Source organism: Nocardia sp. NRRL S-836 (assembly GCF_001279525.1).
Lineage (GTDB): Bacteria > Actinomycetota > Actinomycetes > Mycobacteriales > Pseudonocardiaceae > Lentzea.
Genome location: NZ_LGDY01000121.1, coordinates 25,983 through 51,122, shown reverse-complemented (window position 1 = coordinate 51,122; position 25,140 = coordinate 25,983). Strand labels below are relative to the sequence as shown.

Genomic DNA, 25,140 nt, shown 5'->3' with positions numbered 1-25,140 from the left:
TCCGTACTCCTCGGTACCCAAGCCGAGAAAGGACCTGCCGATGCGACGTGGACCGGGCATCACCGCCCTGGCGGCACTGGCTCTCAGCCTCACCGCGTGCGGCAGCTCGACTCCCGCGACCACGGCGGACGGCGGGCTCAAGGCCGCACCCCCTGACCTGAGCAAGGTCACGTTGCTCGCCGTGGCGGAGTCCCCGCAGGTCGGATGGCACGTCACCGATGGCGACGGCCTGCCGCTCTACCGGTACGACAAGGACACGCCGAAGCCGGCGAAGTCCAACTGCGAGGGCGACTGCGCGAACGCCTGGAAGCCGGTGAAGGCCGACAACGACCCGATGGCCGCCGGGGTGGACCCCGGCCTCATCGGGACCGTGACCAGGTCGGACGGCACCAAGCAGCTCACCATCGCGGGCTGGCCGCAGTACACGTTCGCCGAGGACAAGACGGCCGGCGACCTCAAGGGTCAGGCCAAGGGCGGTGTGTGGTTCGCCACCGCGCCCAACGGCGCGAAGATCACCGGCTCCAAGGCCCAGAACAACGCGAAATCCCCTGCGTCGAGCACCAAAGCCGGCACACCGGCGCCCTCGTCATCCGCCTCGGCGCCCGGTTACTGACCCCTACCCCTTCCTGAACAACGAGGACTTCAAGACGATGACCAGAGCCCTCGCCACCGTCTTGGCGATGTTGTTCCTGTTCTCCGGCGGTGTACTCACCGCGTCCGCGCAACCCGCGGACACCGGGGGAACGGTGCAGGCCGAAGGTGGCCCTTTGACCGCGAATGACCGGGACCTGCTGGTGAAGGTGCGCCAAGCCGGTCTCTGGGAAATGCCGATGGGCGAACTGGCCCAGACCAAAGCGCAAAACCCGCGCGTCAGGGTGGTCGGCAAGCAATTGATGCTCGACCACATGAAACTGGACGAGGCGGTGAAGAAGCTCTCGACCCAGTTGAACGTGCCGATTCCCGACCTGCCCAGCGCGGCGCAGCAGTCGTGGATGGACGAGCTCAACGGCCTCGAAGGCGCCGCGTTCGACCAGGCCTTCGCCGACCGGCTGCGCTCGGCGCACGGTTCGGTGTTCGCGTTCGTCGCGAAGGTGCGCATCCAGACCCGCAACGACCTCATCCGGCCGTTCGCGCAGGTGGGCATCGACGTGGTGATGAAGCACATGACGTTGCTGGAGAGCACCGGCCTCACGGGTGACGCGGCGTTCGCCGAACCCGTGCCGGCCGGCGGCATCATCAACGCGACCCTGGCCTCCGGTGAGGGGCCGAACATGTGGGTGATCCTCACGGTCACCGCCGCGGGAGTGGTCCTGACGATCCTCCTGCTCCGAGTCCTCCGCCCGCGACGACCGGTGCGGTGAGCCAAGACCCCGTTCCACAACGGGGGAAGGAGGTGGTGTCCCCAGGTCAGAGGCACTCCAACGCGGACCTGTTCCCACCCGCCCGGCCCTGATGTGTCCACTCCTGCACCGCAGGACCGGGCGGGTTCCCGCGAGAGAGTTCACCCGTTCGGAGTTCGTTCGGAGGAAGTGTTGTTGTCCAGCCAGATTCCGCTCCTGGTGGCCCAGGCGTCCGAGTTCGACTCGGGCCTGAAGAAGATGGCCCAACTCTCCGCCAGGCTGGCTTACGTCTTCATGTGCGCGACCTTGTCCTGGGGCGTGCTCATCGCGACCGGGTGGGCCGAGAAGCTCACCGGCCGTGAGGGACTGAAGAACGGGCACATGGTGCTCGCATCGCTCGCGATCGCGTTCGGTGCCGTGCACGCCTTTGCGTTCACGTTGCTGCAGAACGGGGCCTTCAGCTACATCAAGCTGGTCCTGCCCTTCGTCGACGGCGGCCTGTTCCGGCACGCCCTCGGCATCCTCGGACTCGAGGTCATGGCCGCGATCGCCATCCTGGCGTCGATGCGGCACAAGGTCTTCTACCGCAAGTGGCTGCGGTTCCACCAGACGGCCTACATCGCCGTGGCGGTCACCGTGGTGCACTCCTGGTTCGGCGCCATCGCGAACGGCAACCTGTCCGTTCTCTGGCTCGCCGGTCTCACCGTCCTCGTCCCGACCGCGACCCTGGCCCTGGCGCGGTTCCTCCCGCCGGAGGTGCTGATGCGCATCGGCATGCTCGAAGCCGAGCGCGGCAAGGAACCCGGCATCGGCGAGGGCGACGCGATGGACGTCAGCGTCAACAACGAGAAGTGCCACCGCTACGGCACCTGCCAGGCGGAGGCCCCCGACGTCTTCCAGCTGATCGAGGACAACCGCCTGACCTACAACCGCCGCCCGCCCGAGGAGCACTTCGCCCAGGCGCGGTCGGCTGCCCGCGCGTGCCCGATGCGCGCGATCGAGATCAGGGAGCGAGTGAAGTGAGCGAGCGGATTGTGGTCGTCGGCGGCGGACTCGGTGGAGTCCGCTCGGCAGAACGGCTGCGCGAGATGGGCTTCGACGGCAGGATCACGATCCTGTCGGCCGAACGCCACCTCCCGTACCACCGCCCCTGCCTGTCGAAGCAGATCATCACCGGCGAGTGGCACCCGGACGACTCCCTGCTGACCTACTCCGGCGACCTCGACGCCGAGTGGCGGCTGAACTCCCCGGCGCTGCACCTGGACCCCAAGACGCAGTCCGTCTGGGTGCCCGGCGGCGAGGAGATCAAGTACGACGGCATGATCATCGCCACCGGCGTCGACGCCAGGGCGATGGGCGGGGCGCCGCGCCACGACCCGCGGGTGCACGTGCTGCGGACGCTGGACGACGCGGTCGCGATCCGCAGGAACATCCGCCAGTCGCAGGGTCTCGTCGCGGTCATCGGCGGCGGCTTCATCGGCTGCGAGCTCGCCTGCTCCGTGCGCCACATGGGCCGTGACGTCGCTCTCATCGTCCGCTCGCCCGCACTGCTCGGCGGCGTCGTCGGTGACGACATCGGCAAGAAGATCACCGAGGCGCACATCGAGCACGGCGTGCGCCTGGCCACCGGCGTCGGCATCAAGCACTGGGTGCGCCAGCCCGGCGGCATCGGCATCCACCTCTCCGACGGCCAGGTGTTCTTCGCCTCGTGCGTCGTACTCGCCGTCGGCGCCTCACCCGCCGTCGACTGGCTGCGCGGCTCCGGCCTGGTCATCGAGGACGGCGTGCTGTGCGACGCCACCAACCACGTCGTCGGCGCCGAGAACATCGTCGCCTGCGGTGACGTCGCCCGGTGGCCGAACCTGCGCTTCAACGGCGTCGTCCGCCGCGTCGAGCACTGGCTCAACGCCGTCGAGGGCGGCCGCGCCGCCGCCGAGAACCTGTTGGTGGGCCGCAACTCCGCGAAGCCCTACACCCCGGTCCCGCGCTTCTGGACCGAGCAGTACGGCATGCGCGTGCAGGGCGCCGGCCTGCCCGTCCTCGGCACCGACACCACCGACGTCAACGGCCTGACCGGCTTCATCGCCGACGGCAAGCTCGTCGGCATCGTCGGCCTCGAACAACCCGGCAAGATCATCACCGAGACCCCGGAGCTCTTCCGGCAGAACACCGTGGACCTCAGCCGTCCGGTGTGGACCCAACCGGCCGAGGAGACCCCGGCGGCCCAGCCCACGACCCAGCTCCAGGTCCCCGAACCAGTCGCCGCCCGCGGCACACCATCTGTTCCCCCGTCCGTCTCGTCGTCGATGTCGCCGCCTTTGCAGCGGCGGAGGCATTCACGATCGAGGCCGGAGATGGTGCGCTCGGGCGGAGGACGCGCGAGGCCGTGATCCAGAGGCCGGCCCCACCGGCACAGGGCAAGCGGCGAGGAGCGACTCCGACGCGCCGCGCGGCCAGGTGGCGGACCGAACGCCCGCGGCGTGCGCTCTTCCCGCGCCGATGGGGCCGGCCTCACCCTCGCGCGTCACCAGCGGTGTGGCGGCTCGGCGGGCTCCCGGGCCGCCACACCGACCCTTCGGGGTGCTTCACCCGCGTGAGCCCACCCACAGCTACCTCGGCGTCGGGGAAGCGTGACCGGCCGGGCTCGCCCGCAGAGCGCGGCGTCCCAGCAACGGCACCGTCGCGAGCACCACGTACGCCGCCGCCAGCACCACCACCGCGGCCGGCGTGGACGTGCCGAACAGCGCACCTCCGGCCGCGCTCCCGAGCGGAAACCCCACCGCGCACACGGCGGAACGCGCGCCGGTGACGGCGCCGCGCGCCTCGCCCGGGACCGCGCGCTGGAACGACGAGCGTTCGACCGCGTAGAACGGGGCCCACAGGAACGAGGCCGCGGCGACGAGCACGGCCGCGGCCCACAGCGTGCCGGCCCACGGCAGGCAGGCCAGGAACGGCGCGCCGGAGGCGATGACGACCGGTAGCCGGGTGTGGGCCGGCAGGCGCAGGTAGAGCGGGAGTCCGAAGAGGACGCCGCACAGGCCGCCCGTCCCGGCCGCGCCGAGCAGCACGCCGAACGCCGTGGCGTCGTCGTGCAGGACGTTGCGCGCGTAGACCGGGTACAGCAGGTCGGTGGCCCCGCTGAGGAACAGGAAGCCGGTGGCGCACGCGGTCAGCACCACGGCCGCCGGAAACCTGGCCAGGGTGGCGAAAGCGGGACGGCGCTCGGGGGCGGTGGTGGCGCGCACGTCCGGCAGGCGCCACGACAGCCAGCCCATCACCGCGAAGCTGGCCGCGTCGGCCACGAGCGCGGTGCCGGTGCCCGTCCTGGCGATGAGGAACCCGGCGGTGGGCGGGCCGAGGACATGGGCGAGCTCCCAGTTCACCGACAGCAGCGAGTTCGCGGCCTCCAGGTCCTCGTCGGGAACGAGCCTGGGCACCAGCACGCCCTCCGACACCTCGCTGACGGCGGCCAGTGCGCCGCTCAGCGCCGCGACCACGCAGAGGTGCGCCACGCCGGGGCGGCCGAGCAGGGTCAGCAGCAGGAGGGCGCGGGTGGTGTTGTCCCAGAACAACAGGCGACGCACCGGGAAGCGGTCGAGCAGGCGGCCGGCGATCGGGCCGCACACCAGGACCGGCAGGCCGGCGCACAGCAGCACCAGGCCCAGCTCGCGTGGACCGGCCAGGTCCAGGACGAGCCACGACAGCGCGACGACCGTGAACGCGCTGCCGCACCGCGACACCATCAGGCCCAGCCAGAAGCGGCGGAACGCCGGGTTGCGGACAGCGTTCAGGTAACCCTGGAAACCACTTCGCATACCGGCACGCTAACGGCATGATTAATCGAAGTGTATTTCCGAAAGCAACGAATGATTAATTAAAACCGCAGGTAACGGCCCACATAAATCGGTTTTCAAGAAATCACGACCCGGTGCCGGAGTGACGACTGCGGGCGACCTCGCGCACGAGACCGCCCGCAGAGCGGGACCTCAGCTCAACAGCTCGTGCGCCGAGGTCGCCGGCCCGCCGAGGTCGATCGGCAGCGACTGCAGGCCGTAGACGATGGAGAGCTTGCGGAACGACAGCGCGCCCGGCTCGACCGCCAGCCGCATGTGCGGGAACCGCCGCGCCAGCGCCGGGTAGGCGATCCGCAGCTCCATCTTGGCCAGCTCGGCGCCGATGCAGCGGTGGGCGCCGTAGCCGAAGGCCAGGTGCTGGCCGGCCGGGCGCTCCGGGCAGATCTGGTTCGGGTCGGGGTACACGTCGGTGTCGCGGTTCGCCTGCGACAGCGAGCACACCACGATGTCGCCGGCCCGCACCCGTGTGCCGGCCACGTCCACGTCGCGGCGGGCCACTCGCGGGAACGCGACCTGCACGACGGTGTGGTGCCGCAGCAGCTCGTCGACCAGGGCGTTCACCGCCTTCTCGTCGCCGTTGACCTGGGCCATCAGCTCCGGGGAGCGCAGGAGTGCGAGGGTGCCGAGCGAGATCATGCTCGCGGTGGTCTCGAAGCCGCCGGTGAGCAGGCCGTCGGCGAGGCCGGCGAGCTCGTCGTCGTCCAGGTCGTCGCCGTGCTTGCGGATCAGCTCGCCGAGCAGGCCGTCGCTCGGGTTGGACCGCTGCGCGCGGACCAGCTCGCGGAAGTAGACGATCGACTCCGACACCGCCGACAACGACGCGGTGGCCGCGCCGCCCAGGTCGAAGCGGGCCACGCTGCGGCGCTGGAACTCCTCGCGCTCGCTCAGCGGCACGCCGAGCAGCTCGCAGATCGTCAGCGCGGGCACCGGCAGCGCGAAGTCCTCGACCAGGTCGACCGGACCGTCCTTCATCGACATCAGGTCGAGCTGGTCGGCCACGATCGCCTCGATCCGCGGCACCAGCCGCGAGAGCCGGCGCATCGTGAACTCCGGCGTCAGCACCTTGCGCAGCCGGGTGTGCTCCGGCGGGTCGCTGAAACCCAGGCCGCCCGGCGCCTCGTCGGCGAACAGGCCGAGCTCCTTGAAGTGCCCGAAGTCGTTGCTGAACGCCTCGACGTCGACGAGCACCTGCTTGGAGGCCTCGTAGCCGGTCACGAGCCAGGCGGGCACGGGCAGCGGCAGCTTCGTGACCGGGCCCTGCGCGTGCATCCTGGCGAGCTCGGGCACGGGATCCAAACCGTTGCGGCGCAGCGGGGCCAGCACGCGCGACGGCACGAACCAGGACGACTCGAGGTCGAAACCGGTGCGGCTCAGGCGCGCGAGCAGGCGCCGCCCCACCCACTCGGTCAGTCGCGAGCGCACGTCCGTGCCCGAGCGCAGCATCAGCTTCATGAGACAGGTTTCCCTTCGGCGGCAAGGGGCTGAGGGATCGGACAATAGCGACAGTGCGGCGCGGATGTCGTCATACCTGAGATCTACTACCTGGGTAGGTACGTCGGTTCTCAGGGAGTCCTGATGACCTGACCGGCCCAGGACAGCCCGCCGCCGAAGGCGAACAGCAGCACCGGCGCGCCCGACGGGAGCTCGCCCTGTTCCGCCATTTTGGACAAAGCGAGCGGAACGGAAGCGGCGGAGGTGTTGCCGGAGACGACCACGTCACGCGCGATGACCACGTCGTCACGCAGGTCGAGCTTGCGGGTCAGCGCCTCGACGATCCGCAGGTTGGCCTGGTGGGTGACGACACCGGCGAGGTCGGTGGTGGCGATGCCGGCCCGCTCGCAGGCCTGCGCGGCGATCGCGGGCAGCTCGCTCGTGGCCCAGCGGAACACGGCCTGGCCCTCCTGCTGGAACCGCGGCTGCCACTCGTCGACGAGGCGCACGGCGTTGCTGCGCGTCGGGTCCGACCCCCACGCGACCGGGCCCACCAGCGCGTCGTCCGAGGCGCTGACCACCGCGGCACCGGCGCCGTCGCCGAGCAGGATGCAGCTGCTGCGGTCGGTCCAGTCGACCAGGTCGGACATCTTCTCGGCGCCGATCACCAGCGCGTGCCGGGCGGCACCGGCGCGGATCGTGTGGTCGGCGGTGGCCAGCGCGGTGCAGAACCCGGCGCAGGCGTTGTTGAGGTCGAAGACGACGGCGGCCGGGATGCCGAGCCGGGCGGCGACCTGGGCTGCGGTCGACGGGCTGCGGTCGATCGCCGAGCACGTGGCGACGATCACCTGGCCGATCTCGCTCGCCGGGACCCCGGACGCGGCGAGCGCCTTGGCCGCGGCGGCGGCGGCCATGTCCGCGACGGTCTCGTCGCCGGCGATCCGGCGCGTGGCGATGCCGGTGCGCTGCAGGATCCACTCGTCGTTCGTGTCGACCATCTGCTCCAGGTCGGCGTTGGTCAGCACCCGCTCCGGCTGGTAGTGGCCGAACGCGACAACACGGGATCCGGACAAGGGGTCAGCTCCTTCAGCGATGCGGGGACGCGGCGAATATAGCAACCGATCGGTCGGTAGCTAAAGAGGTGGAAAACGCGGCTATCATCACGTCGTGAGCCCGCGCCGATCCGTTGCCGACACCCGCGAGACACGGCAGCGCATCCTCGACCACAGCCTGGCGATCGCCTCGCAGGAAGGTCTGGAGGGGCTCACGATCGGCCGGCTCGCCGCCGAGCTGGGCATGAGCAAGGCCGGGCTGCTCGGCCACTTCGGCACCAAGGAGACCCTGCAGCTGGCCGTGGTCGACGCGGCGGCGGAGGTGTTCCTGCGCGAGGTGCCGCGGCGGGTCAAGCAGCTGCCGTCCGGGCTGCCGCGGCTGCGGGACGTCTGCGAGGCGTGGGTGTCCTACCTCGAACGCAACGTGCTGCCCGGCGGCTGCTTCTTCACCGCGGCCACGGCCGAGTTCGATGGCCGCAGCGGCCCGGTGCGCGACGCGCTGGCCGGCATGAACGCGTTGTGGCGCCGCGACCTGCGCATCCACATCCGGCGCGCGGTGTCCGACGGCGACCTGCCGGCCGGCACCGACGTCGAGCAGCTGATCTACGAGCTGCTCGGGATCATGCTGGCGCTCAACCACTTCCTGCAGCTGGAGAAGGACGACGCCGCGCCGGCCCGTGCGCGCAGGGCGCTGGAGCGGTTGTTCCGGCGCTGATCCCGATCGGTCCGAAGTGGACGGGCACCACGCTCAGGTGTCCCTGCGCTGGGCCAGGCGGATCTGGATCGACTCGACGGTGACGCCGCCGTCCGGGTGGCGCTGGAGCTTGTTGCGGTTCACGAGGTCGTGCACGCCCTGGCGGGTGATCCCGAGCATCGCCCCGGCCACCGCGAACGACACGTGCTGCCGGCTGGGGTGGCCCGCCCTGCGCGCGGCCACCCGGCCCAGCGGGGTGGCCCACCAGTCGTCCGGCGGGTCGAACGGGGTGTCGCCGGGGTGGAGCACTGTGAGCAGCCGGATCACGAGGTGCCTGGCCTGCCGGTCGCTGCCGGTCAGCAGCTGCTGCGCCCACGTCCCGGCGTCGGCGTGCACCTGGTCGTGCAGCTCGTCCAGGTCGGCCGTGGGCAGCAGGATCTCCAGCGGGTCCAGCAGGCGGCTCGTGACCAGGCGGATCAGGTGGTCCTGCAGCTCCAGGCGGTCCAGTTCGCTCACTTGACAGACGATAGCAAGTACTTGACGGCTGGCGTCAAGTACTTGCTATCGGGGATTGCGGTCAGGCGGCCCACATCTGCGCGGGCGCGATGTAGTTCCACGTGTAGTTCTGCTGCGCGCCGTCCCCGCTGCCGTCCGTGCCCGCGCCGTAGGTGTCGTGGACCCAGAACGTGCCGTCGTTCTCGTAGCCGATCACCACGGACAGGTGCCCGGCGGTGGAGCCCCAGCGGCCGCTCATGATCACGAACTTGCCCTGGTCGAGGAACGCGCGGACTCCGGCGGCGGTGAACATGCCCTGCTGCACCGAGGCACCGTTGCGGGCCAGGAAGTCGCGCTCCGACTCCCACGACGCGCACGGGCGGGCCGGGTCGCCGTTGCAGTGGTAGCCGGTGATCCAGCCGTGCGCGCCCTTGAACGAACCGGTGCGCGTCCAGTCGTTCTGCGCGCGGTTGAACGTGGTCCGGCGTTGCCGAACTCGTCGGTGAGGTAGCGGCCCCACTTCGACACGTGCGGTGCCGGGCTGGAGACGGTCACCGGGAACTGGTTCGTCAGCTGGTAGCCGACCAGGTCGATCACCGCGCTGGTCGGGCCGCACGACGAGCCGCCGTGGAAGTCGTCGCGGGTGTCCCACAGCTGGTGCACGAACTCGGCGCGGTTGATCCGGCCGGCCGGCGCGGTGACCTCGCGGCGGTCCAGCGCGGCCGCGGTCTCACCGGACGCCTTGCGGTAGCCGCGTTCCGGCGAGCCGATGACCGCCGTGCCGCCCGCGATGCCGGTGAGGGCGTAGTTGAACGACAGGCCGTCCACGACCCGGTCGGCCTTGGCCGTGGCGAGGTCCCGCACGTAGACGCCGCTGACCGCGTCGAGCTGGCCGGGACCGAGCTTTTTGTCGGTGACGCAGCCCATCAGCTCGTAGGCGACCTTCTGCCCGTCGCTGCTCCACACCGCGGTGCGGTAGTGGTGCTTGGTTTCACCGATGAGCCGCCTGGTCTTGCCGTTCTCGGTGGCGAGGCCCAGCCACTGCGGGTCGTCGGAGCCGCAGCGGTAGACCTCGTTGTTCTGCACGTAGCTGACGTGCCGTTCGCCGTTGACGTCGACGAGCCTGAAGTCGCGGTACAGCGTGGTGCGGTCGCTCGCGATGAGCGGCTTGACCGCGCCGGTGGCCAGGTCGAGGCGGCTGAGCGTGCCGACGTAGGCCAGGTCGGTGCCGCGGAAGACCGCCGAGGTGATCGCGCCGGTGGCGACGTGGAGGGTCCTGCCGTAGCGGTCGACGGTCCGCAGGCGGGTGCCGCCGGTGCCGTCGAAGTCGGTGATCACGGCGGCCAGCTCGCCGTTCGCACTGACGGTCGTGCGGACGGAGTAGGCCGGGTCGCTGACCCCTGATGGTGGCTCTCTTCGCGCCACCGACGACGACGTCGTAGCCATTGGCGGCCTTGACGGACCGTGCGGTGGCCGGGCTCTCGGAGTAGGGCTCGACGGCCTGAACGGGCGTTGCGGTCGCGGCGCACAGCGCTGCCGCCGCCACCACGAGCGAGGTCTTCTTCATGTGGACCAAGGTCACCGCGCGTGGCATGTGTCCGGTATGCGTCCGGTGGTTACGATCAGGCGTTGTGGAGTTCCGGGTGCTGGGGCCGGTGGAGTGCTACGGCGACGACGGCGCGCGCCTGAACCTGGGCCCGCCCAAGCAACGGGCCGTGCTCGCGTTGCTGCTCGCGCAGCCGGGACGGGTGATCGCGGTCGACCGGCTGATCAGCGTGCTGTGGGACGACGCGCCGCCCAAGACCGCGCTGAAGAACCTCCAGGTGTACGTCTACCAGCTGCGCAAGGTCGTGGGCGCGCGGCTGCGGTCGCGGGCGCCCGGCTACCTGATGTCGATCGACCCCGCCGAGCTGGACCTGACCCGGTTCACCGAGCTGCTCGACGTGGCGCGCCGCGAGCGGACGCCGCAGCGCTACCGGGAGGCGCTGGCGCTGTGGCGCGGCCCCGCGCTGGCCGACCTCACGGCGTCCGGGCTGCTGCGCGGCGTGGTCGCCCAGCTGGAGGAGCTGCGGCTGGCGGCACGGGTCGAGTGCGCCGACGCCGAACTGGACCTCGGGCGGCACGTCGAGGTCGTCGCGGACCTCTCGGAGTGGGTGCGCGAGCACCCGTTGAACGAACGCCTGCGCGAGCAGCAGATGGTCGCGCTGCACCGCGCGGGCCGCCCGGCCGAGGCGCTGGCGGCCTACCAGGAGTGCCGCGCCGTGCTGGCCGACGAGCTCGGGGTGGAGCCGGGGGAGGCGCTGCGGCGGTTGCAGGCCGAACTCCTGCGCGCGAAACCCGTTGGCGCGCAAGCGGTCCGCCAGCTTCCGCCGGACGTCGTGACGTTCGCCGGGCGGTCGCGCGAGCTCGCGCTGATCCGCTCGCAGGTGCGGCCGGACCGGGTCGCGGTGTGCGTGGTGACCGGGCAGGCGGGCATCGGCAAGTCCGCGCTGGCCGTGCGGGCCGCGCACGAGATCGCCGGGTCGTTCCCCGACGGCCAGCTGTACGCCGACCTGTCCGACGGCGCCGCGGACCGGGTGCTCAGCCAGTTCCTGCGCGCGCTCGGCGACCGCCCCGGCGACGAGGAGGCGGTGCGCTACCGGTCGCTCACGGCGGGACGGCGGCTGCTCGTGGTGCTGGACAACGTCGCCACCGCCGCCCAGGTCAGGCGCCTGCTGCCGACCGGCCCCGGCTCGGTCGTGCTGATCACGTCCCGCCGCCCGCTCACGTCGCTGGCCGGCGCGTCCTGCGTGCGGCTCGGCGCGCTGCCGCTGGAGGAGGCGACCCAGCTGCTGTCGCGGGTGGCCGGGCCGGTCGAGGACGCGGCCGAGCTGGTGCGCTGGTGCGGCGGTCTCCCGCTGGCGCTGCGGATCGCGGGCGCACGGCTGGCCGGACGTCCACAGTGGACGGCGGCGCTGCTGGCCGGGCGGCTGGCCGACGAGACCCGGCGGCTCGACGAGCTGCGGCTCGGGGACGTGGCGGTGCGCTCGGCGTTCGCCGTCAGCTACGCCGAGCTCGGATCTCCCGCCGTGGCACGGGTCTTCCGCCTGCTGGGCCTGCTGGACGGCCCCGACTTCGCGGTGGCGGCGGCACGGGCGCTGACCGACGTGCCCGACGTGGCGGAGCTGCTCGCCGAGCTGGCCGACGCGCACCTGGTCGAGGAACCGGTGCCGGGCCGGTTCGCGGTGCACGACCTGCTGCGGCTCTTCGCCCGTGAACGCTGCCGCGCCGCGGAGTCGGCCGACGAACGCGCGCTCGCGGTGGAGCGCCTGCACAAGCACTACCTGGAAGCGCTGGCGGACCACCCCACCGACCTCTGGCTGGCGGAGGAGCGCGACAACCTGCTCGCCGCCGCCCACCAGGCGTCCCCCGCCGACGCCATCGCCTTCGCCGCCGGGCTGTCGTGGTACTTCCGGCGGCGCTCGGAGGTGGCGGACTGGGCGGCGCTGAACGTGCTGGCGCTGGAGGCCGCGCGGTCGCTGGGCGACGTGCGGGCCGAAGCGCTGGCGTTGAAGGAGCTCGGCGCGGCCTGCGAGCGCGGGTTCCGGTTCGCCGAGGCGCTGGAGCACTGGACGGCGGCGCTGGAGCTGGCGCGGTCGCTGCACGACGTGCAGCTCGAAGCGGTGACGCTGAACAACCTCGGCATCGTGCACTGGCGCCGCCGCGACCTCCCGGCGGCACTGTCGTCGCTGGGGGCCTCGCTCGCGTTGCGCGAGGGGCTGGCCGACTCGCAGGGCGCCGCGTACGTGCGCACGAACCTCGGCCTGGTGCACGCCGCGCTCAGTGACCTGCCGGCCGCGTTGTCCTGCTACGAGGAGACCCTGCGGACGTTCCGCTCCTGCGGCGACCGCTCCGGCGAGCTGCACGCGCTGGCCAACATGGCCGACGCGCACCGCCAGCTGGGCTCGCTCGACCGGGCGCTGGAGCTGGCCGACGAGGCACTGGGGCTCGCGCGGTCGGTGGGGGACCGGCAGATCGAGGCCGGGGTGCTGCTCGACCGGGGCACCGTGCACGAGCTGGCCGGGCGGGCCGAGGCGGCGCGGGCGTCGTTCGCGGAGGCGGGGGAGCTGTCGCGGCGGATCGGGTTCCGCTGGGGCGAGACGGAGGCGGCGCGCAAGCTGGCGGCGCTGACCGGCTGACGCCACCGCCGCCCGCGGCAGGGCGTGATCCGAACGGCCTAGTCTGGGGTGCGTGGAACTGCTGCACCTCAGGTACTTCGTCGCGGTCGCGGAGGAGCTGAACTTCTCGGCCGCCGCACGGAAGCTGCACATGGCCGCCTCCCCGCTCAGCCAGCGGATCAAGGACCTCGAACACGAGCTGGGCACCCAGCTGTTCGACCGCAGCACGCACCACGTGGCGCTCACCCCGGCGGGCACGGCGCTGCTGCCGATGGCGCGGGACGTGCTCGACCGGGTCGGGTCGATCCGGTGGCGGCTCGCCCAGGCCACGGCACCCGCGCGGGCGACCGTGTTCGTCGGCATGCCCACCGGTGTGCACCCGGCGCTGCGGGAACGCGTCGCCGTCCTGGCCGGGCGGGTGTGCGAGCGGTTCGAGCTCAAGCGGTGGCCGGGCTCGACCACCGACCTCGTCGAAGGGGTGAAGGACGGCCGGCTCGCGCTGACGCTGGCCAGGCTGCCGGTGCGGGAGGCCGCGCTCGACACCCTGCACGTGATGTCGGAACGGCTCGGCGCGGTCGTGCCGGCCGACCGGTTCGCCGGGCGCACCGAGGTGAAACTCGCCGACCTCACCGATCTCGCCTATGTACGTCCGCCGGAAGAAATGATGCCGTCCTATTTCGAGCAGCTCGACGCACAATTGCGCGAGCTCGGCATCAAACAACGGATCCAGCTCGCCAACACCGGCTACGGCGGGGTGTCGGAGCTGGTGTCCGGCGGGCTCGCGTTCTCCGTCTCGATGCTCGACGAGGACAGCGCGATGCACGGCTACCTGCTGGAGAACATGGCGGTCCTGCCGTTCGCGGACTTCCGGGCCCAGCTCGACACGGGACTGCTGTGGCGGCACGACCGGGGCGCGGGCGACCTGGCCGAGGTGGTGTCCGCCGCGCGGGAGGTGTTCGCCGAACCGATCGCGAAATAAACCGAATGGTGTGACCGCTGTGGTCACACCATTGTTCGCGACATGATCGTTCCCTTTTCTGGAATTCCGCACTAACTTCGGTGGTGCAGGAACTTCGAAAGGACGAACGATGAAGGACATCACCACCGGTCCGTTGGACGGCGTGCGGGTGATCGACCTCTCGACCGTGGTGATGGGCCCCTACGCGGCCCAGATCCTCGGAGACCTCGGCGCCGACGTGATCAAGATCGAGTCACCGGTCGACACCGTGCGCAACGGCCGGCACCGCACCACCCCCGGCATGACGCCGCTCAGCCTCAACGTCAACCGCAACAAGCGCAGCATCGCCCTGAACCTCAAGGACTCCGACGACCGCGAACGCGCGCTCAAGCTGATCGACACCGCTGATGTGCTGATCACCAACATGCGGCAGGGCGCGCTGAGCCGGCTCGGCCTGGACTACGCCGACGTCGCCGAGCGCAACCCCGGTCTCGTCTACGCCCACGCGCAGGGCTTCCGCGCCGACTCCGACCGCGCCGGCATCGCCGCCTACGACGAGACGATCCAGGGCGCGTCCGGCCTGGTCGACATCGCGAACCGCGCCCTGGGCCGGCCGGTGTACCTGCCGACGATCCTGGGCGACAAGGTGTCGTCGCTGACCATCGCCTACAGCGTGCTCGCGGCGCTCGTGCACCGCAACCGCACCGGGCAGGGCCAGCGGGTCGAGGTGCCGATGGCCGACACGCTGATCGCGTTCAACCTGGTCGAGCACCTCTCCGGGCACGCGTTCGTGCCGGAGGAGGGCCCCACCGGCTTCGGCCTCTCGATGGCCAAGGGCCACCACGCCGTGCACACGAAGGACGGCCTGGCCTGCGTCGTTCCGTACAACCCGCAGAACTTCCGCGACTTCTTCGCCGCCGCCGGGCGCCCCGACCTGGTCGAGGACCCGCGCGTGGCCGGCGACCGGATCGACCCCGCCGACAGCGACGACCTGATGGGCGTCGTCGACGAGTGCGCAGGAGCGCTCACCACCGAGGAGTGGGCCGAGGTGTGCGCGAAGCACAGCATCCCGTTCGGGCCGGTGCTGGAGCTGGACCGGGCGCACGAGGACGACTACGTCCGCGACGGCCACCTCCTCGACGTCGTGCGGCACCCCACCGAGGGCGAGATCCGGTCGATCGGCATCCCGGTCCGGTTCTCCGCGACCCCCGCCACCGTCCGCCGCCTGGCCCCCGTTCCCGGCCAGGACACCGCCGAAGTGCTGAAGGAGCTGGCATGACCGCCGAGACGAACACCGTCCGCACCGAACGCGTCGGCTCGGTGCTGCTGATCACCCTCGACCGCCCGCAGGCGCGCAACGCCGTCGACGCGGCCGTCGCCACCGGGCTCGCCGCCGCGCTGGACGAGCTCGAAGCCGCACCGGAGCTGCGGGTCGGCGTGCTGACCGGAGCCGGTGGCACGTTCAGCGCCGGCATGGACCTCAAGGCCGCGCTGAAGGGCGAGTCGCCGTCGGTGCCCGGCCGCGGGTTCGGCGGCCTCACCGAGGCGGAGCTGACCAAGCCGCTGATCGCCGCCGTCGAGGGCTTCGCCATGGGCGGCGGGTTCGAGCTGGCCCTGGCGTGCGACCTGATCGTCGCCGCCGAGGACGCGCGGTTCGCGTTGCCCGAGGTCAAGCGCGGCCTGATCGCCGCAGGCGGGGGAGTGGTGCGGCTGACCGACCGGATCCCGCACCACCTGGCGCTGGAGCTGCTGCTCACCGGCGAGCCGATCGACGGCCGCCGCGCGGGCGAGCTGGGCCTCGCCAACCGCGTGGTCGCACCCGGAGAAGCCGCCGCGGTGGCCGTGCAGCTGGCCGAGCAGGTGGCGCTCAACGCCCCGCTGGCGCTGGCGGCCGTGAAGAAGGTCGTGCGGTCGGCCGACCGCTGGGCCGCCCAGCGCGACGAGATCGCGAAGTTGATGAGCACCGCCGACGTGCGCGAGGGCATGACCGCGTTCGCCGAGCGCCGCGCTCCACAGTGGACAGGACGATGACCATGCTCGGTGTCACACCGCTCACCGCGCCGGCGTTTCCCGCCGTGCAGCCCCGGTTCTTCGACCGCGAGTACCTGAACATCGTCTACCGCACCGATCCCGGCGCACTGCGCGCCGCCGTGCCGCAGCCGCTGGAGATCGCAGAGCCGCTGGTGCGGTTCGAGGTCATGAAGATGACCGACGTCACCGGCTACGGCCCGTACACCGAGGCCGGCCAGGCGGTCCAGGTCGTGTTCGACGGCGAGCACGGCGAGTACCTGCACGCGATGTACCTCGACAGCTTCGCCGCCACCGCCTCCGGCCGCGAGGTGAGCGCCTACCCCAAGGTCATGGGCTCGCCGTCGCTCTACGCCGACCACGGCGCCCTCGTCGGCACCCTCGACTACGGCACGCTGCGGGTGGCCACGGCGACCATGGGCTACAAGCAGTTCGACCTGGACCTCGGCCGCGCTGAGGCGGAGATCACGGTTCCGACGTTCATGCTGAAGACCATCCACGGATATGACGGAACGCCGCGGGTGCAGGAGCTCGTGCGCACGGAGATCACCGACGTCGTGGTCAAGGCCGCGTACACCGGCCCGGCACGCCTGCAGCTGTTCCAGCACGTCCTGGCGCCCCTCGCGGACCTGCCGGTGCTGGAGGTCGTGTCCGCCAGCCACATCATCACCGACCTGACGCTCGCTCCCGCCAAGCCGGTGCACGACTACCTGGAGGAAGCATGAGCACCGAGAAGGAGGTCCGCACCGTCGCGGTGGTCGGGGCCGGTGTGATCGGCCTGTCGTGGGCCCGGCTGTTCGCCGAGCACGGCCTGACCGTGCGGGTCACCGACCCGCGGCCCGACCTCGCCGACGTCGTTCCCGCCGGTGTCGAGGTGGCGGCGAGCGTCGCGGAGGCCGTGCGGGACGCGGACCTCGTGCAGGAGAACGGCCCGGAGGACCTGGCGTTCAAGAAGACCCTGTTCGCCGAGCTGGTGCGGGAAGCTCCCGCGCACGCGCTGCTGCTCAGCTCGTCTTCGGCCATCCCGTCCACCGCGTTCACCGAGGGCATCGACGGCTCGCGCGTCCTCATCGGACACCCGTTCAACCCGCCGCACGTCATCCCGCTGGTCGAGGTCGTGCCGGGAGAGCAGACGAGCGAGGAGTCGGTCGCCAGGGCCGTCGAGTTCTACCGCTCCGTCGGCCGCACGCCGGTCGTGGAACGCAAGGAGATCCCCGGGTTCGTCGGCAACCGGCTGCAGGCCGCGCTGTCACGTGAGGCCGCGTACCTGGTCGAGGAGGGCGTCGTCACGCCGGAGGACCTCGACACCGTCGTGACCAGCTCGCTCGGCATCCGCTGGGCCACCGTCGGCCCGTTCCTGGGCGCCCACCTCGGTGGCGGCCCCGGCGGTTACCGCCACCTCGCCGAGCACATCGGCAGGTCCATGCAGGGCCTCGCCCTGGGCACCCCCTCGTCCGACCCCGAACGGCTCATCAGGGCCGTGGAAGACGCTTACGGCTCCTCCACGTACTCGGCGCTGGCCGAGACGCGCGACCGCAAGCAGCTCGCCGTTCTGACCGCACTGGAGGAGAACCGATGAACCGCGTGGAAGACCAGCTGACCGCCGACTTCTACAACTACGAGGCGCTGCTGGGCGACGAGGAGCGCAAGATCCTGCTCAGCGCCCGCGAGTTCATGACCACCGAGGTCAAGCCGCTGGTCAACGAGTACTGGGCGCGTGGCGAGTTCCCGCACGAGCTCGTCGACAAGTTCCGCGGCGCCGGCCTGACCGCGTTGTCCTACGAGGGCTACGGCGAGCACCCCGCCGCCGTCAGCCACCTGCTCACCGGCATGCTGGCGATGGAGCTGACCCGCACCGACGCCTCGGTCGCCACGTTCTTCGGCGTCCACAACGGACTCGCGATGTACTCGATCTACTCCGGCGGCTCGCAGGAGCAGCGCGACCGCTGGCTGCCCGCCATGGCCGCGATGGACAAGATCGGCGCGTTCGCGATGACCGAACCCCTCGGCGGCTCCGACGTGGCCGGCGGCATGCGCACCACGGCCAAGCGCGACGGCGACACGTGGGTGCTCAACGGCGCGAAGAAGTGGATCGGCAACGCCACCTTCGCCGACTACGTGGTCGTGTGGGCCCGCGACCTCGACGACAACCACGTCAAGGGTTTCGTCGTCGAGAAGGGCACGCCGGGCTTCGTCGCGGAGAAGATCGAGGGCAAGATCGCGTTCCGGATCGTGGAGAACGCCGAGATCACCCTGACCGACGTGCGGGTGCCGGAGGCCAACCGCCTGCAGAACATCAACTCGTTCCGCGACGTCGCCGAGATCCTGCGCGCCACCCGCGGCGGCGTCGCCTGGCAGGCGCTCGGCGTGATGATCGGCGCCTACGAGGCCGCGCTGGCCTACGCCCGCGAGCGCAAGCAGTTCGGCCGTCCCATCGCCGGTTTCCAGCTCGTGCAGGACCTGCTGGTGAAGTCGCTGGGCAACATCACCGCGTCGTGGGGCATGCTCGTGCAGCTCGCACGGCTGCAGGACGCCGGCATCTTCCAGGACGAGCACTCCTCGCTCGCCAAGGCCTTCGTCACCGCCCGCATGCGCGAGGTCGTGGCGTGGGCGCGGGAGATCTTCGGCGGCAACGGCATCGTGCTGGACTACGACGTCGCCCGGTTCTTCGCCGACGCCGAGGCCATCTACTCGTTCGAGGGCACCCGCGAGATGAACACGCTGATCGTCGGCAAGGCGATCACGGGCGAGAGCGCCTTCGTCTGAGCCACCCGCGACCGGGCCGCCGACGTGACGTCGGCGGCCCGATTGCTGTGCAGCTGCTGCAATGACTTCAGTGCAGACCAAAAGCAGTGCTCACGAGTGGCCGGCGATGCGGTGCGGCTGGTAGGCCTGCTCCAGCCGCCGCACCTCATCGTCAGTCAGCTCGACCGCCAGGGCGGCCACCGCGTCGTCCAGCTGCGCGGGCTTGGTCACGCCGACGATCGGCGCCGTCACGACCGGGTTGCGCAGCAGCCACGCCAGCGCCACCTGCGCCCGTGACACGCCACGCGCGGCGGCCACCGCGGCCACCTGCTCGACGATCTCGCGGTCCGACTCGACGTACAGGGTCGAGCCGAACTCGTCGGTCTCGGCCCGCGCGGTCGTGGCGTCCCAGTCGCGGGTCAGCCGGCCGCGGGCCAGCGGGCTCCACGGGATCACCGCGATGCCCTGGTCCGCGCACAACGGCAGCATCTCGCGTTCCTCCTCGCGGTAGAGGAGGTTGTAGTGGTTCTGCATCGAGACGAACCGCGTCCAGCCGTTCGACCGCTGCGTGTACAACGCCTTCGAGAACTGCCACGCGTACATCGACGAGGCGCCGATGTAGCGGGCCTTGCCGGCCTTCACGACGTCGTGCAGCGCTTCGAGCGTCTCCTCCAGCGGCACGGCCGGGTCGAAGCGGTGGATCTGGTAGAGGTCGACGTAGTCGGTGCCCAGCCGGCGCAGTGAGTTGTCGATCTCGGCGAAGATCGCCTTGCGGGACAGCCCCGCGCCGTTCGGGCCGTCGTGCATGCGGCCGTTCACCTTGGTGGCGAGGACGATCTCGTCACGGCGGGCGAAGTCCTTCAGCGCACGGCCGGTGAACTCCTCCGACGAGCCGGCGGAGTACACGTTGGCTGTGTCGAAGAAGTTGATGCCGGCCTCGACCGCCTTCTTGATGAACGGCCGGGCCTCCTCCTCCGGCATCGACCACGGATGCGTGCCCAGCGACGGTTCGCCGTAGCTCATCATGCCGAGACAGATCTCCGACACGTCCATGCCGGCGAGCTTGGTGTAGCGCACGTTCAGCCCCTCAGGAAAACGATGGTCACGGTCGGGTGATGACGACAACAACCCGTTCAACATCAACGTAGTCCCGCTCGCCGGATCGTGCCTGCATTGGACACGACAGTGGCGAGCAGCCAGGTGACGCCGGCGACGGAGCTAGCTTCTGCTCATGACGAGCACCGACGTGGTCGTGGCGCCGCAGCCCGCGCAGGACGTGCCGGCCTGGTGCCGGGAGGTGGTCGAGCCACCGCTGCGCGCCGCGGTCGCGACGTTGCCGCGGGAGACCCGCGAGGTCGTCGACCACCACCTCACCGGCCAGGACTTCGTCGTCTCCGCGCTGGCCCTGCTCGCCGCCGAGACGGTCGGCGCCGCGGGCAGGGCGCTCAAGGTGGCCGTGGCGCTGGAGCTCGCGCACCTGCACGAACAGCTGCACGCCGACCTGACGACCCGCGCGGTGAGCCGCGGCCGCCAGCCCAGCGCGTGGGTGGAGTTCGGCGACGAGCGCGCCACCTCGGCGGCGGAAGCGTTGCTGTCACTGGCCTTCGCACACGTCAGCAAGGCGGAGGTGCGCACCCTCAACGCCGCACTGCTGTCCGTTGTGGACGGTTACGTGCGGGAGATCGAGCTGACCGACGGCGCCACCGAGGTCGCCGAGCACCTGGGCGTCGCGGCGGCGAAACACGCGGCGCTGCCGGCCTGCGCGTGCGAGCTGGGCGCACTGGCCGCCGGCGCGACGAGCACCCAGGCCCGCCACCTCAGGTCGTTCGGCGAACACGTCGGCCTGGCCAGCAAACACGTCGACGACGTCCTCGCCCTCTGGGGCGGCCCCATGCTCTCCGGCCGCCCGCTGTACGACGACCTCGCCCACGCCCGCCGCACCCTGCCCGTGGTGGCCGCCCTCGACGCCGGCGCGGACCTGACCGGCTCCCCCGCCGAACAGGCCCGCGCGATCGAACAGGCCGGCGGCCGCAGGTGGTGCGAACAGCAGGCGGACCTGCTCCTCGCCCGTGCGCTCGACCACCTGCGCCAGGTCGGTGCGAGCGGGCCGGCGGCCGAGGAGCTGGCTCAGCTCGCCCGTGCGGTGACGGTCGAGCGGTGTGCACCTGTGCGGAGCGCGGCGCGCGGGCTTGTGCCGGGCTCGGTGTTCAGGACCGGCCATGGCTCGGTGCGCCCGGTGACGCAGGCCGTGCCCGTGCAGCCGACCGTGGGCCAGGTTCCGTCCTGACCCAGCCCCTCGGGCGACGGGCTGGTCGGGTTGGCTTGGGTGGGCCGGGGCCGGCTGGTGCGGGGTCGGGTGCGCACCAGCCGTGCTTACCTGGTTGCCGGTGCCACGCGCAGCTGACCGCCGCTGCCTGCGGCCGCCGCGCACCAGCCCCGTCCCGCTGCGGCCTGCCTCGCCGCAGTCCGGCCCGCCGCCTTGCCGGGGTCCAGTCCGCCTCGCCGGGGCCGGCCCGCTCCGCCGCAGTCCAGTCCACCTCGCCGCAGCCCGGCCTGCCCCGCTCCGCCGGGGTCCAGCTCGCTTCGCTGCGGCCCAGTCCCGCTTCGCCGCGGCCCAGCCTCGCCGCGGCCCACCGTTGCCGGGGTCCAGCCCGGCCTACGGGCGCAGCACCAGCTTCCCGGCGGCGTGACCGCCGGCACTCACCTCCTGCGCCCTGGCGGCATCGGCCAGCGAAAAGCTCCGCGCGACCCGGACCGTGAGCTGCCCGTCGGCCACGAGGCGGGCGTACGAGGCCAGCCGCGACCCGAACGGGCCGCTGCCGCCGCCGGAGAACGGGATGCCCAGTTCGGCCGCGCGCGGGTCGGCGATGGTGATGATCCGGTCGGTGCCGCCGCGCAGGTCGATCGACATCGGCAGGTCGTCGGCGCCCGCGGCGTCGAGGACGGCGTCCACGCCCTGGGGTGCGGCGGCGCGGACGCGGGTGGCGAGGCCCTCGCCGTAGGCGAGCGGGGTGGCGTCGAGTGAGCGCAGGTAGTCGTGGTTGGCCGGGGAAGCAGTGCCGAGGACGGTGGCGCCGCGGGCCACGGCGAGCTGGACGGCCACGGCGCCGACGACTCCCGCGGCGCCGTGCAGGAGGAGCGTGTCGCCTTCCTTGACCTCCAGTGCGTCGAGCACGCGCACCGACGTCTCCACGGCCACGGGCAGTGCGGCGGCGACGTCCCAGTCGAGGGTCGCGGGCTTGGCGGCGAAGTCGGTGGCCAGTGCGTACTCGGCGTAGGCGCCGGTCGTGGTCCAGCCGAGGACCTCGTCACCCACCGACACGCCGGTCACGCCCTCGCCGACCTCGTCGACGACACCGGCGGCCTCCAGGCCGGGGACGGCGGGCAGTGCGGGGGACATGTGCGGCATCCACCCGTTGCGGATCTTGTGGTCCACCGGGTTGACGCCCGCCGCCACGACTTTCAACCTGACCTGTCCCGGACCCGCGTGGGGCTCCTCGACCTCGTCCAGGCGCAGGACCTCGGGGCCGCCGAACTCGGTGTAGGTGATCGCCTTCATCTCGCACTCCACTGCTCGCCGCTGGTTGACGTGTCGATCGTGGCGATCGGGCGGCACCGCGGGCGCCCGTCCTTCGGCCAGTCCGGCCTGGCCGGAAGACCAGGTGGTCGCCGGTCCGGGCGGGCTAGGCTCGGCACAATGGACCTCCAGAGCGCCGTCGAGGTGATCCAGGCGCCGCTGAGCGAGTTGCTGCCCCGGTTGTCCGCCGTGCTCGCCGAGACCGTTCCGCACCGGGCGGTCGCCGAGCTGTCGAACTGCTCGTTCGCGCCGTTCAAGTTCCGGGGTTCGGGGCCGTCCGCCACGATCGCCGACCTCGCCGCGCTATGGCCACTGGTGCCGGGGCGGGGTAGCTGGCAGGGGCGTGCGGTCATGGCCGGCGTCGAGGTTCCGGTGGTGGTGCTGGTGAGCGACGTGAGCCGGCCCCACGCGCTGCTGGTGCTCCTGCGCACCGAGGACAGCCCGCTGCCGGACGACGTGCTGGCACCGGCCCTCACGCTGTGGGACCTGGTGACCGCCCACGTGGAGAGCCTGCGCAACGAGGCGGTGCCCACGACGCTCGCGGTGTCGCGGGCGGCCGCGGCGGCACGGGCGATGACGATCTCCGACCTCGGGGACGCCTACGGGACCGCGCTGACGGCGTTGCTCGGCGTGCTGCGCGACCGGGCCGTGGACGACGTGACGGCACGTGCGCGGGCCGTGGACCTCGCCGTCACCGCGCTCGTCGACCTGCGGTCCCGCGCCGAGCTGGAGCGGACGCTGACCGAGGAGAAGGCCGGCGCCGCTTTTCGGCGGGTCGCCGAGTCGTTGCGGCGGGTCCTGCGCGGCCGCGAGGTGCGGCTGGACCTCGGCACCCCCGGTGCGGAGGAGGGTGCGGACCGGGTCGTGCCCACCGAGGTCGCCGCCACGGCCGGTGCGGTGGTCCGGTCCGCCGTGCACGCGATGCTGGACGACCAGCGCGGTGTGCACCGCGTCCACATCGGCTGGAAGGTCGCCGGGACCGCGCTCAAGGCGACCGTGCGCGACGACGGTCCGGGCACGCTGTCGTGCGGGAGCCTCGACACGCGCCGCGTCCCGGAACGCCTCGGGCCGCTCGGCGGCACGGTGGAGGTGGACGCGGTGCCGGGGTGGGGCACGACGGTGACGATCGAGGTTCCGCTCGGGCCGCCGGAGAAACCGCGCGAGGACCCGTTGACCGTGCTCGGCGCACGGGAGCTGGAGGTGCTGGGCCGGCTCGCCCGCGGCCGGCGCAACCGCGACATCGCGGGGGAGCTGCACATCAGCGAGTCCACGGTGAAGTTCCACGTCGCCAACATCCTGGACAAGCTCGGTGTCGGCTCCCGCGGCGAGGCGGCGGCGCTGGCCCACGAATGGGGCGCGGCGCGCTGACCACCCGTGGTCCGGCAGGACGGTCGCACCGCCCTGCCGGACCACGGAGCGGGCTCAGCTGCAGAAGGCGTACATGAGCTCGTTCTTCGCCCAGCCACGCACACCCGTGGCGACGTTCTGCACTTCGATCCACTCCCACCCGGACACGGCCTGCCCGCAGGACAGGTAGGCGTACTGACCGGGGTAGCCGGAGCCCGCGACGCCGTAGTTGAGGCCGGGGCCGTAGCGGATGTTGACGCCCGCGACCTTGAAGTCGCCGGAGTTCTGGAGCGGGTCCGCGCTCGCGGGCCCGGCGACCAGGGTGAGTGCAGCCGCGGACACCACGGTGGCGGACGCGAGCGTGCGGAACAGAGACATTCGAAACCCCCCAGGTTTGAACGAACTGCCCCATGCCTACCGGACCGATCTCCTCGGGTGCAACCGCTCACGGCGCCGGTTGAACACCTGGCCGACGCGCCGGGGAGTCGGGGACCGGCCGTACGAGATGGGCCGGGCGGCGCATTGATCGGACACAAACGATCGGTACCGTGAGCGGGTGGCCGGTCTTTTCCGTCGAGTGCTCCTCATCGTTTCGGCGACGACGTGGATGCTCGCGATGACCGGGTGTTCGAATGATTCCACGCCGCCGGGAAGCTTTGTCTACCAGCTGCAGGGATATCGGGACGGACGGCTCGACGAGTTGGCCGCCGCGCCGTTCCGCACCGCCGTCGTCGACCTGGCGCGCGACGGCGGTGCGTCCTATTTCCAGGCGGACGAGATCGGTGCGCTCAAGGCGTCCGGGAAGCGGGTGCTCGCCTATTTCGAGATCGGTTCGATCGAGTCGTTCCGGCCCGACTTCACCGCGATCCGGGACGACCGGCTGCTGCTGAACGAGTGGCGGAGCTGGCCAGGGGAGCACTTCGTCCGCTACTGGGAACCGCGCTGGTGGGACCTGGCGGTGCGGCCGCGGCTGGACCGGGCGCTCGCCGCCGGGTTCGACGGCGTGTACCTCGACACGCCGCTCGCCTACGAGGAGATCGACCTCGGGCTCGTGCCCGGTCTCGGCCGCACCGAGCTCGCCGAGCGGATGACGGACCTGATCGTGCGGATCAGCGCCCACGTCAAGGGGGCGAATCCGTCATTCGGTGTCTATCCGCAGAATTCGCCGGAGCTGCGCGAGTACCCGGGGTATCTCGACGCGATTGACGGCGTCGGCGTCGAGGAGCTTTTCTTCCGGGCCACCGACGAGCCGTGCACCGCCGACTTCTGCGCCGAGAACCTGGCGGCGACGAGAAAGCTGAAAGAAGCCGGGAAGACCGTTTTGGCGGTTGACTACGCCACGCGCCCCGAGAACGTCGCGCAGGCGTGCCGTCGTTATCGCGAAGAAGGATTCGAAGGATACGTGACGGTGCGCGGACTGGACACCGTCGCCGCGCCGTGCCGCTGACCGGCACGCGCCGAC

General features: G+C 71.6%; 24 protein-coding genes. 15 read left to right on the top strand and 9 right to left on the bottom strand.

Annotated features, from left to right (window positions below; translation table 11 throughout):
• The first annotated feature begins 40 nt into the window (after positions 1-40).
• The 4 genes from ADL03_RS31785 to ADL03_RS31770 all read left to right on the top strand — a co-directional run bounded on the left by ADL03_RS31785 (position 41) and on the right by ADL03_RS31770 (position 3,730).
• A complete protein-coding gene (locus ADL03_RS31785) occupies positions 41-613 on the top strand; it encodes a hypothetical protein (RefSeq protein ID WP_053737277.1) in 573 nt (190 codons plus the stop codon).
• Between the two features lie 37 nt (positions 614-650).
• A complete protein-coding gene (locus tag ADL03_RS31780) occupies positions 651-1,361 on the top strand; it encodes a DUF4142 domain-containing protein (RefSeq protein WP_082373639.1) in 711 nt (236 codons plus the stop codon).
• A gap of 174 nt (positions 1,362-1,535) precedes the next feature.
• Positions 1,536-2,363, top strand: coding sequence for a 4Fe-4S domain-containing protein (locus ADL03_RS31775; RefSeq protein WP_053737301.1), 828 nt, complete (start codon positions 1,536-1,538; stop codon positions 2,361-2,363).
• On the top strand, positions 2,360-3,730 hold the full coding sequence (locus ADL03_RS31770) for an NAD(P)/FAD-dependent oxidoreductase (protein WP_197288815.1): 1,371 nt from the start codon (positions 2,360-2,362) through the stop codon (positions 3,728-3,730). The genes ADL03_RS31775 and ADL03_RS31770 overlap by 4 nt, the downstream gene beginning before the upstream one ends.
• Before the next feature lie 219 nt (positions 3,731-3,949).
• On the opposite strand, the gene ADL03_RS31765 is transcribed toward ADL03_RS31770, so the two are convergent.
• The 3 genes from ADL03_RS31765 to ADL03_RS31755 all read right to left on the bottom strand — a co-directional run bounded on the left by ADL03_RS31765 (position 3,950) and on the right by ADL03_RS31755 (position 7,698).
• Positions 3,950-5,155 carry an MFS transporter gene (locus tag ADL03_RS31765; RefSeq protein ID WP_053737276.1) on the bottom strand — a complete coding sequence of 402 codons (1,206 nt, stop codon included), beginning with the start codon at positions 5,153-5,155 and terminating at the stop codon, positions 3,950-3,952.
• 171 nt (positions 5,156-5,326) lie between these two features.
• Entirely contained in the window at positions 5,327-6,646 is a 1,320-nt protein-coding gene (locus tag ADL03_RS31760; protein WP_082373637.1) for a cytochrome P450, read from the bottom strand.
• A 110-nt stretch (positions 6,647-6,756) separates the two neighbouring features.
• Positions 6,757-7,698, bottom strand: coding sequence for a beta-ketoacyl-ACP synthase III (locus ADL03_RS31755; protein ID WP_053737275.1), 942 nt, complete (start codon positions 7,696-7,698; stop codon positions 6,757-6,759).
• A gap of 94 nt (positions 7,699-7,792) precedes the next feature.
• Between ADL03_RS31755 and ADL03_RS31750 the strand changes: the two genes are divergently transcribed.
• The gene (locus tag ADL03_RS31750) at positions 7,793-8,392 is read left to right on the top strand and encodes a TetR/AcrR family transcriptional regulator (protein ID WP_053737274.1); all 600 of its coding nucleotides are present in this window, start codon (positions 7,793-7,795) and stop codon (positions 8,390-8,392) included.
• A 33-nt stretch (positions 8,393-8,425) separates the two neighbouring features.
• On the opposite strand, the gene ADL03_RS31745 is transcribed toward ADL03_RS31750, so the two are convergent.
• The 3 genes from ADL03_RS31745 to ADL03_RS31735 all read right to left on the bottom strand — a co-directional run bounded on the left by ADL03_RS31745 (position 8,426) and on the right by ADL03_RS31735 (position 10,291).
• Positions 8,426-8,887 (bottom strand): hypothetical protein, encoded by a 462-nt coding sequence (locus ADL03_RS31745; protein WP_053737273.1) that lies wholly within the window; start codon positions 8,885-8,887, stop codon positions 8,426-8,428.
• 61 nt (positions 8,888-8,948) lie between these two features.
• A complete protein-coding gene (locus tag ADL03_RS31740) occupies positions 8,949-9,179 on the bottom strand; it encodes a papain-like cysteine protease family protein (protein ID WP_053737272.1) in 231 nt (76 codons plus the stop codon).
• Positions 9,128-10,291 carry a hypothetical protein gene (locus tag ADL03_RS31735; protein ID WP_157529519.1) on the bottom strand — a complete coding sequence of 388 codons (1,164 nt, stop codon included), beginning with the start codon at positions 10,289-10,291 and terminating at the stop codon, positions 9,128-9,130. Before ADL03_RS31735 ends, ADL03_RS31740 begins: the two co-directional genes overlap by 52 nt.
• A gap of 206 nt (positions 10,292-10,497) precedes the next feature.
• Between ADL03_RS31735 and ADL03_RS31730 the strand changes: the two genes are divergently transcribed.
• The 7 genes from ADL03_RS31730 (at position 10,498) to ADL03_RS31700 (ending at position 18,775) form a co-directional block, all read left to right on the top strand.
• Positions 10,498-13,044 (top strand): AfsR/SARP family transcriptional regulator, encoded by a 2,547-nt coding sequence (locus tag ADL03_RS31730; protein WP_053737270.1) that lies wholly within the window; start codon positions 10,498-10,500, stop codon positions 13,042-13,044.
• A 52-nt stretch (positions 13,045-13,096) separates the two neighbouring features.
• Complete coding sequence (locus tag ADL03_RS31725; RefSeq protein ID WP_053737269.1) at positions 13,097-14,002, top strand: LysR family transcriptional regulator; 906 nt, start codon at positions 13,097-13,099, stop codon at positions 14,000-14,002.
• A gap of 109 nt (positions 14,003-14,111) precedes the next feature.
• Complete coding sequence (locus ADL03_RS31720; protein ID WP_197288814.1) at positions 14,112-15,260, top strand: CaiB/BaiF CoA-transferase family protein; 1,149 nt, start codon at positions 14,112-14,114, stop codon at positions 15,258-15,260.
• On the top strand, positions 15,257-16,012 hold the full coding sequence (locus ADL03_RS31715; protein ID WP_053737268.1) for a crotonase/enoyl-CoA hydratase family protein: 756 nt from the start codon (positions 15,257-15,259) through the stop codon (positions 16,010-16,012). The genes ADL03_RS31720 and ADL03_RS31715 overlap by 4 nt, the downstream gene beginning before the upstream one ends.
• Complete coding sequence (locus tag ADL03_RS31710; protein WP_053737267.1) at positions 16,009-16,734, top strand: acetoacetate decarboxylase; 726 nt, start codon at positions 16,009-16,011, stop codon at positions 16,732-16,734. Before ADL03_RS31715 ends, ADL03_RS31710 begins: the two co-directional genes overlap by 4 nt.
• Positions 16,731-17,588 carry a 3-hydroxyacyl-CoA dehydrogenase NAD-binding domain-containing protein gene (locus tag ADL03_RS31705; RefSeq protein WP_053737266.1) on the top strand — a complete coding sequence of 286 codons (858 nt, stop codon included), beginning with the start codon at positions 16,731-16,733 and terminating at the stop codon, positions 17,586-17,588. The genes ADL03_RS31710 and ADL03_RS31705 overlap by 4 nt, the downstream gene beginning before the upstream one ends.
• Complete coding sequence (locus ADL03_RS31700; RefSeq protein ID WP_053737265.1) at positions 17,585-18,775, top strand: acyl-CoA dehydrogenase family protein; 1,191 nt, start codon at positions 17,585-17,587, stop codon at positions 18,773-18,775. The genes ADL03_RS31705 and ADL03_RS31700 overlap by 4 nt, the downstream gene beginning before the upstream one ends.
• A 90-nt stretch (positions 18,776-18,865) precedes the next feature.
• Here the strand turns inward: ADL03_RS31700 and ADL03_RS31695 are convergent, their stop codons facing one another.
• Entirely contained in the window at positions 18,866-19,831 is a 966-nt protein-coding gene (locus tag ADL03_RS31695) for an aldo/keto reductase (RefSeq protein WP_053737264.1), read from the bottom strand.
• A 154-nt stretch (positions 19,832-19,985) separates the two neighbouring features.
• On the opposite strand from ADL03_RS31695, the gene ADL03_RS31690 reads away from it, so the two are divergent.
• Positions 19,986-21,041 (top strand): polyprenyl synthetase family protein, encoded by a 1,056-nt coding sequence (locus tag ADL03_RS31690; RefSeq protein ID WP_053737263.1) that lies wholly within the window; start codon positions 19,986-19,988, stop codon positions 21,039-21,041.
• Positions 21,042-21,410: 369 nt separating this feature from the next.
• Here the strand turns inward: ADL03_RS31690 and ADL03_RS31685 are convergent, their stop codons facing one another.
• Positions 21,411-22,313, bottom strand: coding sequence for an NADP-dependent oxidoreductase (locus ADL03_RS31685; RefSeq protein ID WP_053737298.1), 903 nt, complete (start codon positions 22,311-22,313; stop codon positions 21,411-21,413).
• 138 nt (positions 22,314-22,451) lie between these two features.
• Between ADL03_RS31685 and ADL03_RS50560 the strand changes: the two genes are divergently transcribed.
• Complete coding sequence (locus ADL03_RS50560; RefSeq protein WP_053737262.1) at positions 22,452-23,699, top strand: response regulator transcription factor family protein; 1,248 nt, start codon at positions 22,452-22,454, stop codon at positions 23,697-23,699.
• A gap of 54 nt (positions 23,700-23,753) precedes the next feature.
• Here ADL03_RS50560 and ADL03_RS31675 read toward each other — a convergent pair whose 3' ends face one another.
• Complete coding sequence (locus ADL03_RS31675) at positions 23,754-24,056, bottom strand: hypothetical protein (RefSeq protein ID WP_053737261.1); 303 nt, start codon at positions 24,054-24,056, stop codon at positions 23,754-23,756.
• A 178-nt stretch (positions 24,057-24,234) separates the two neighbouring features.
• On the opposite strand from ADL03_RS31675, the gene ADL03_RS31670 reads away from it, so the two are divergent.
• A complete protein-coding gene (locus tag ADL03_RS31670) occupies positions 24,235-25,125 on the top strand; it encodes an endo alpha-1,4 polygalactosaminidase (protein WP_197288813.1) in 891 nt (296 codons plus the stop codon).
• Positions 25,126-25,140: the final 15 nt, after the last annotated feature.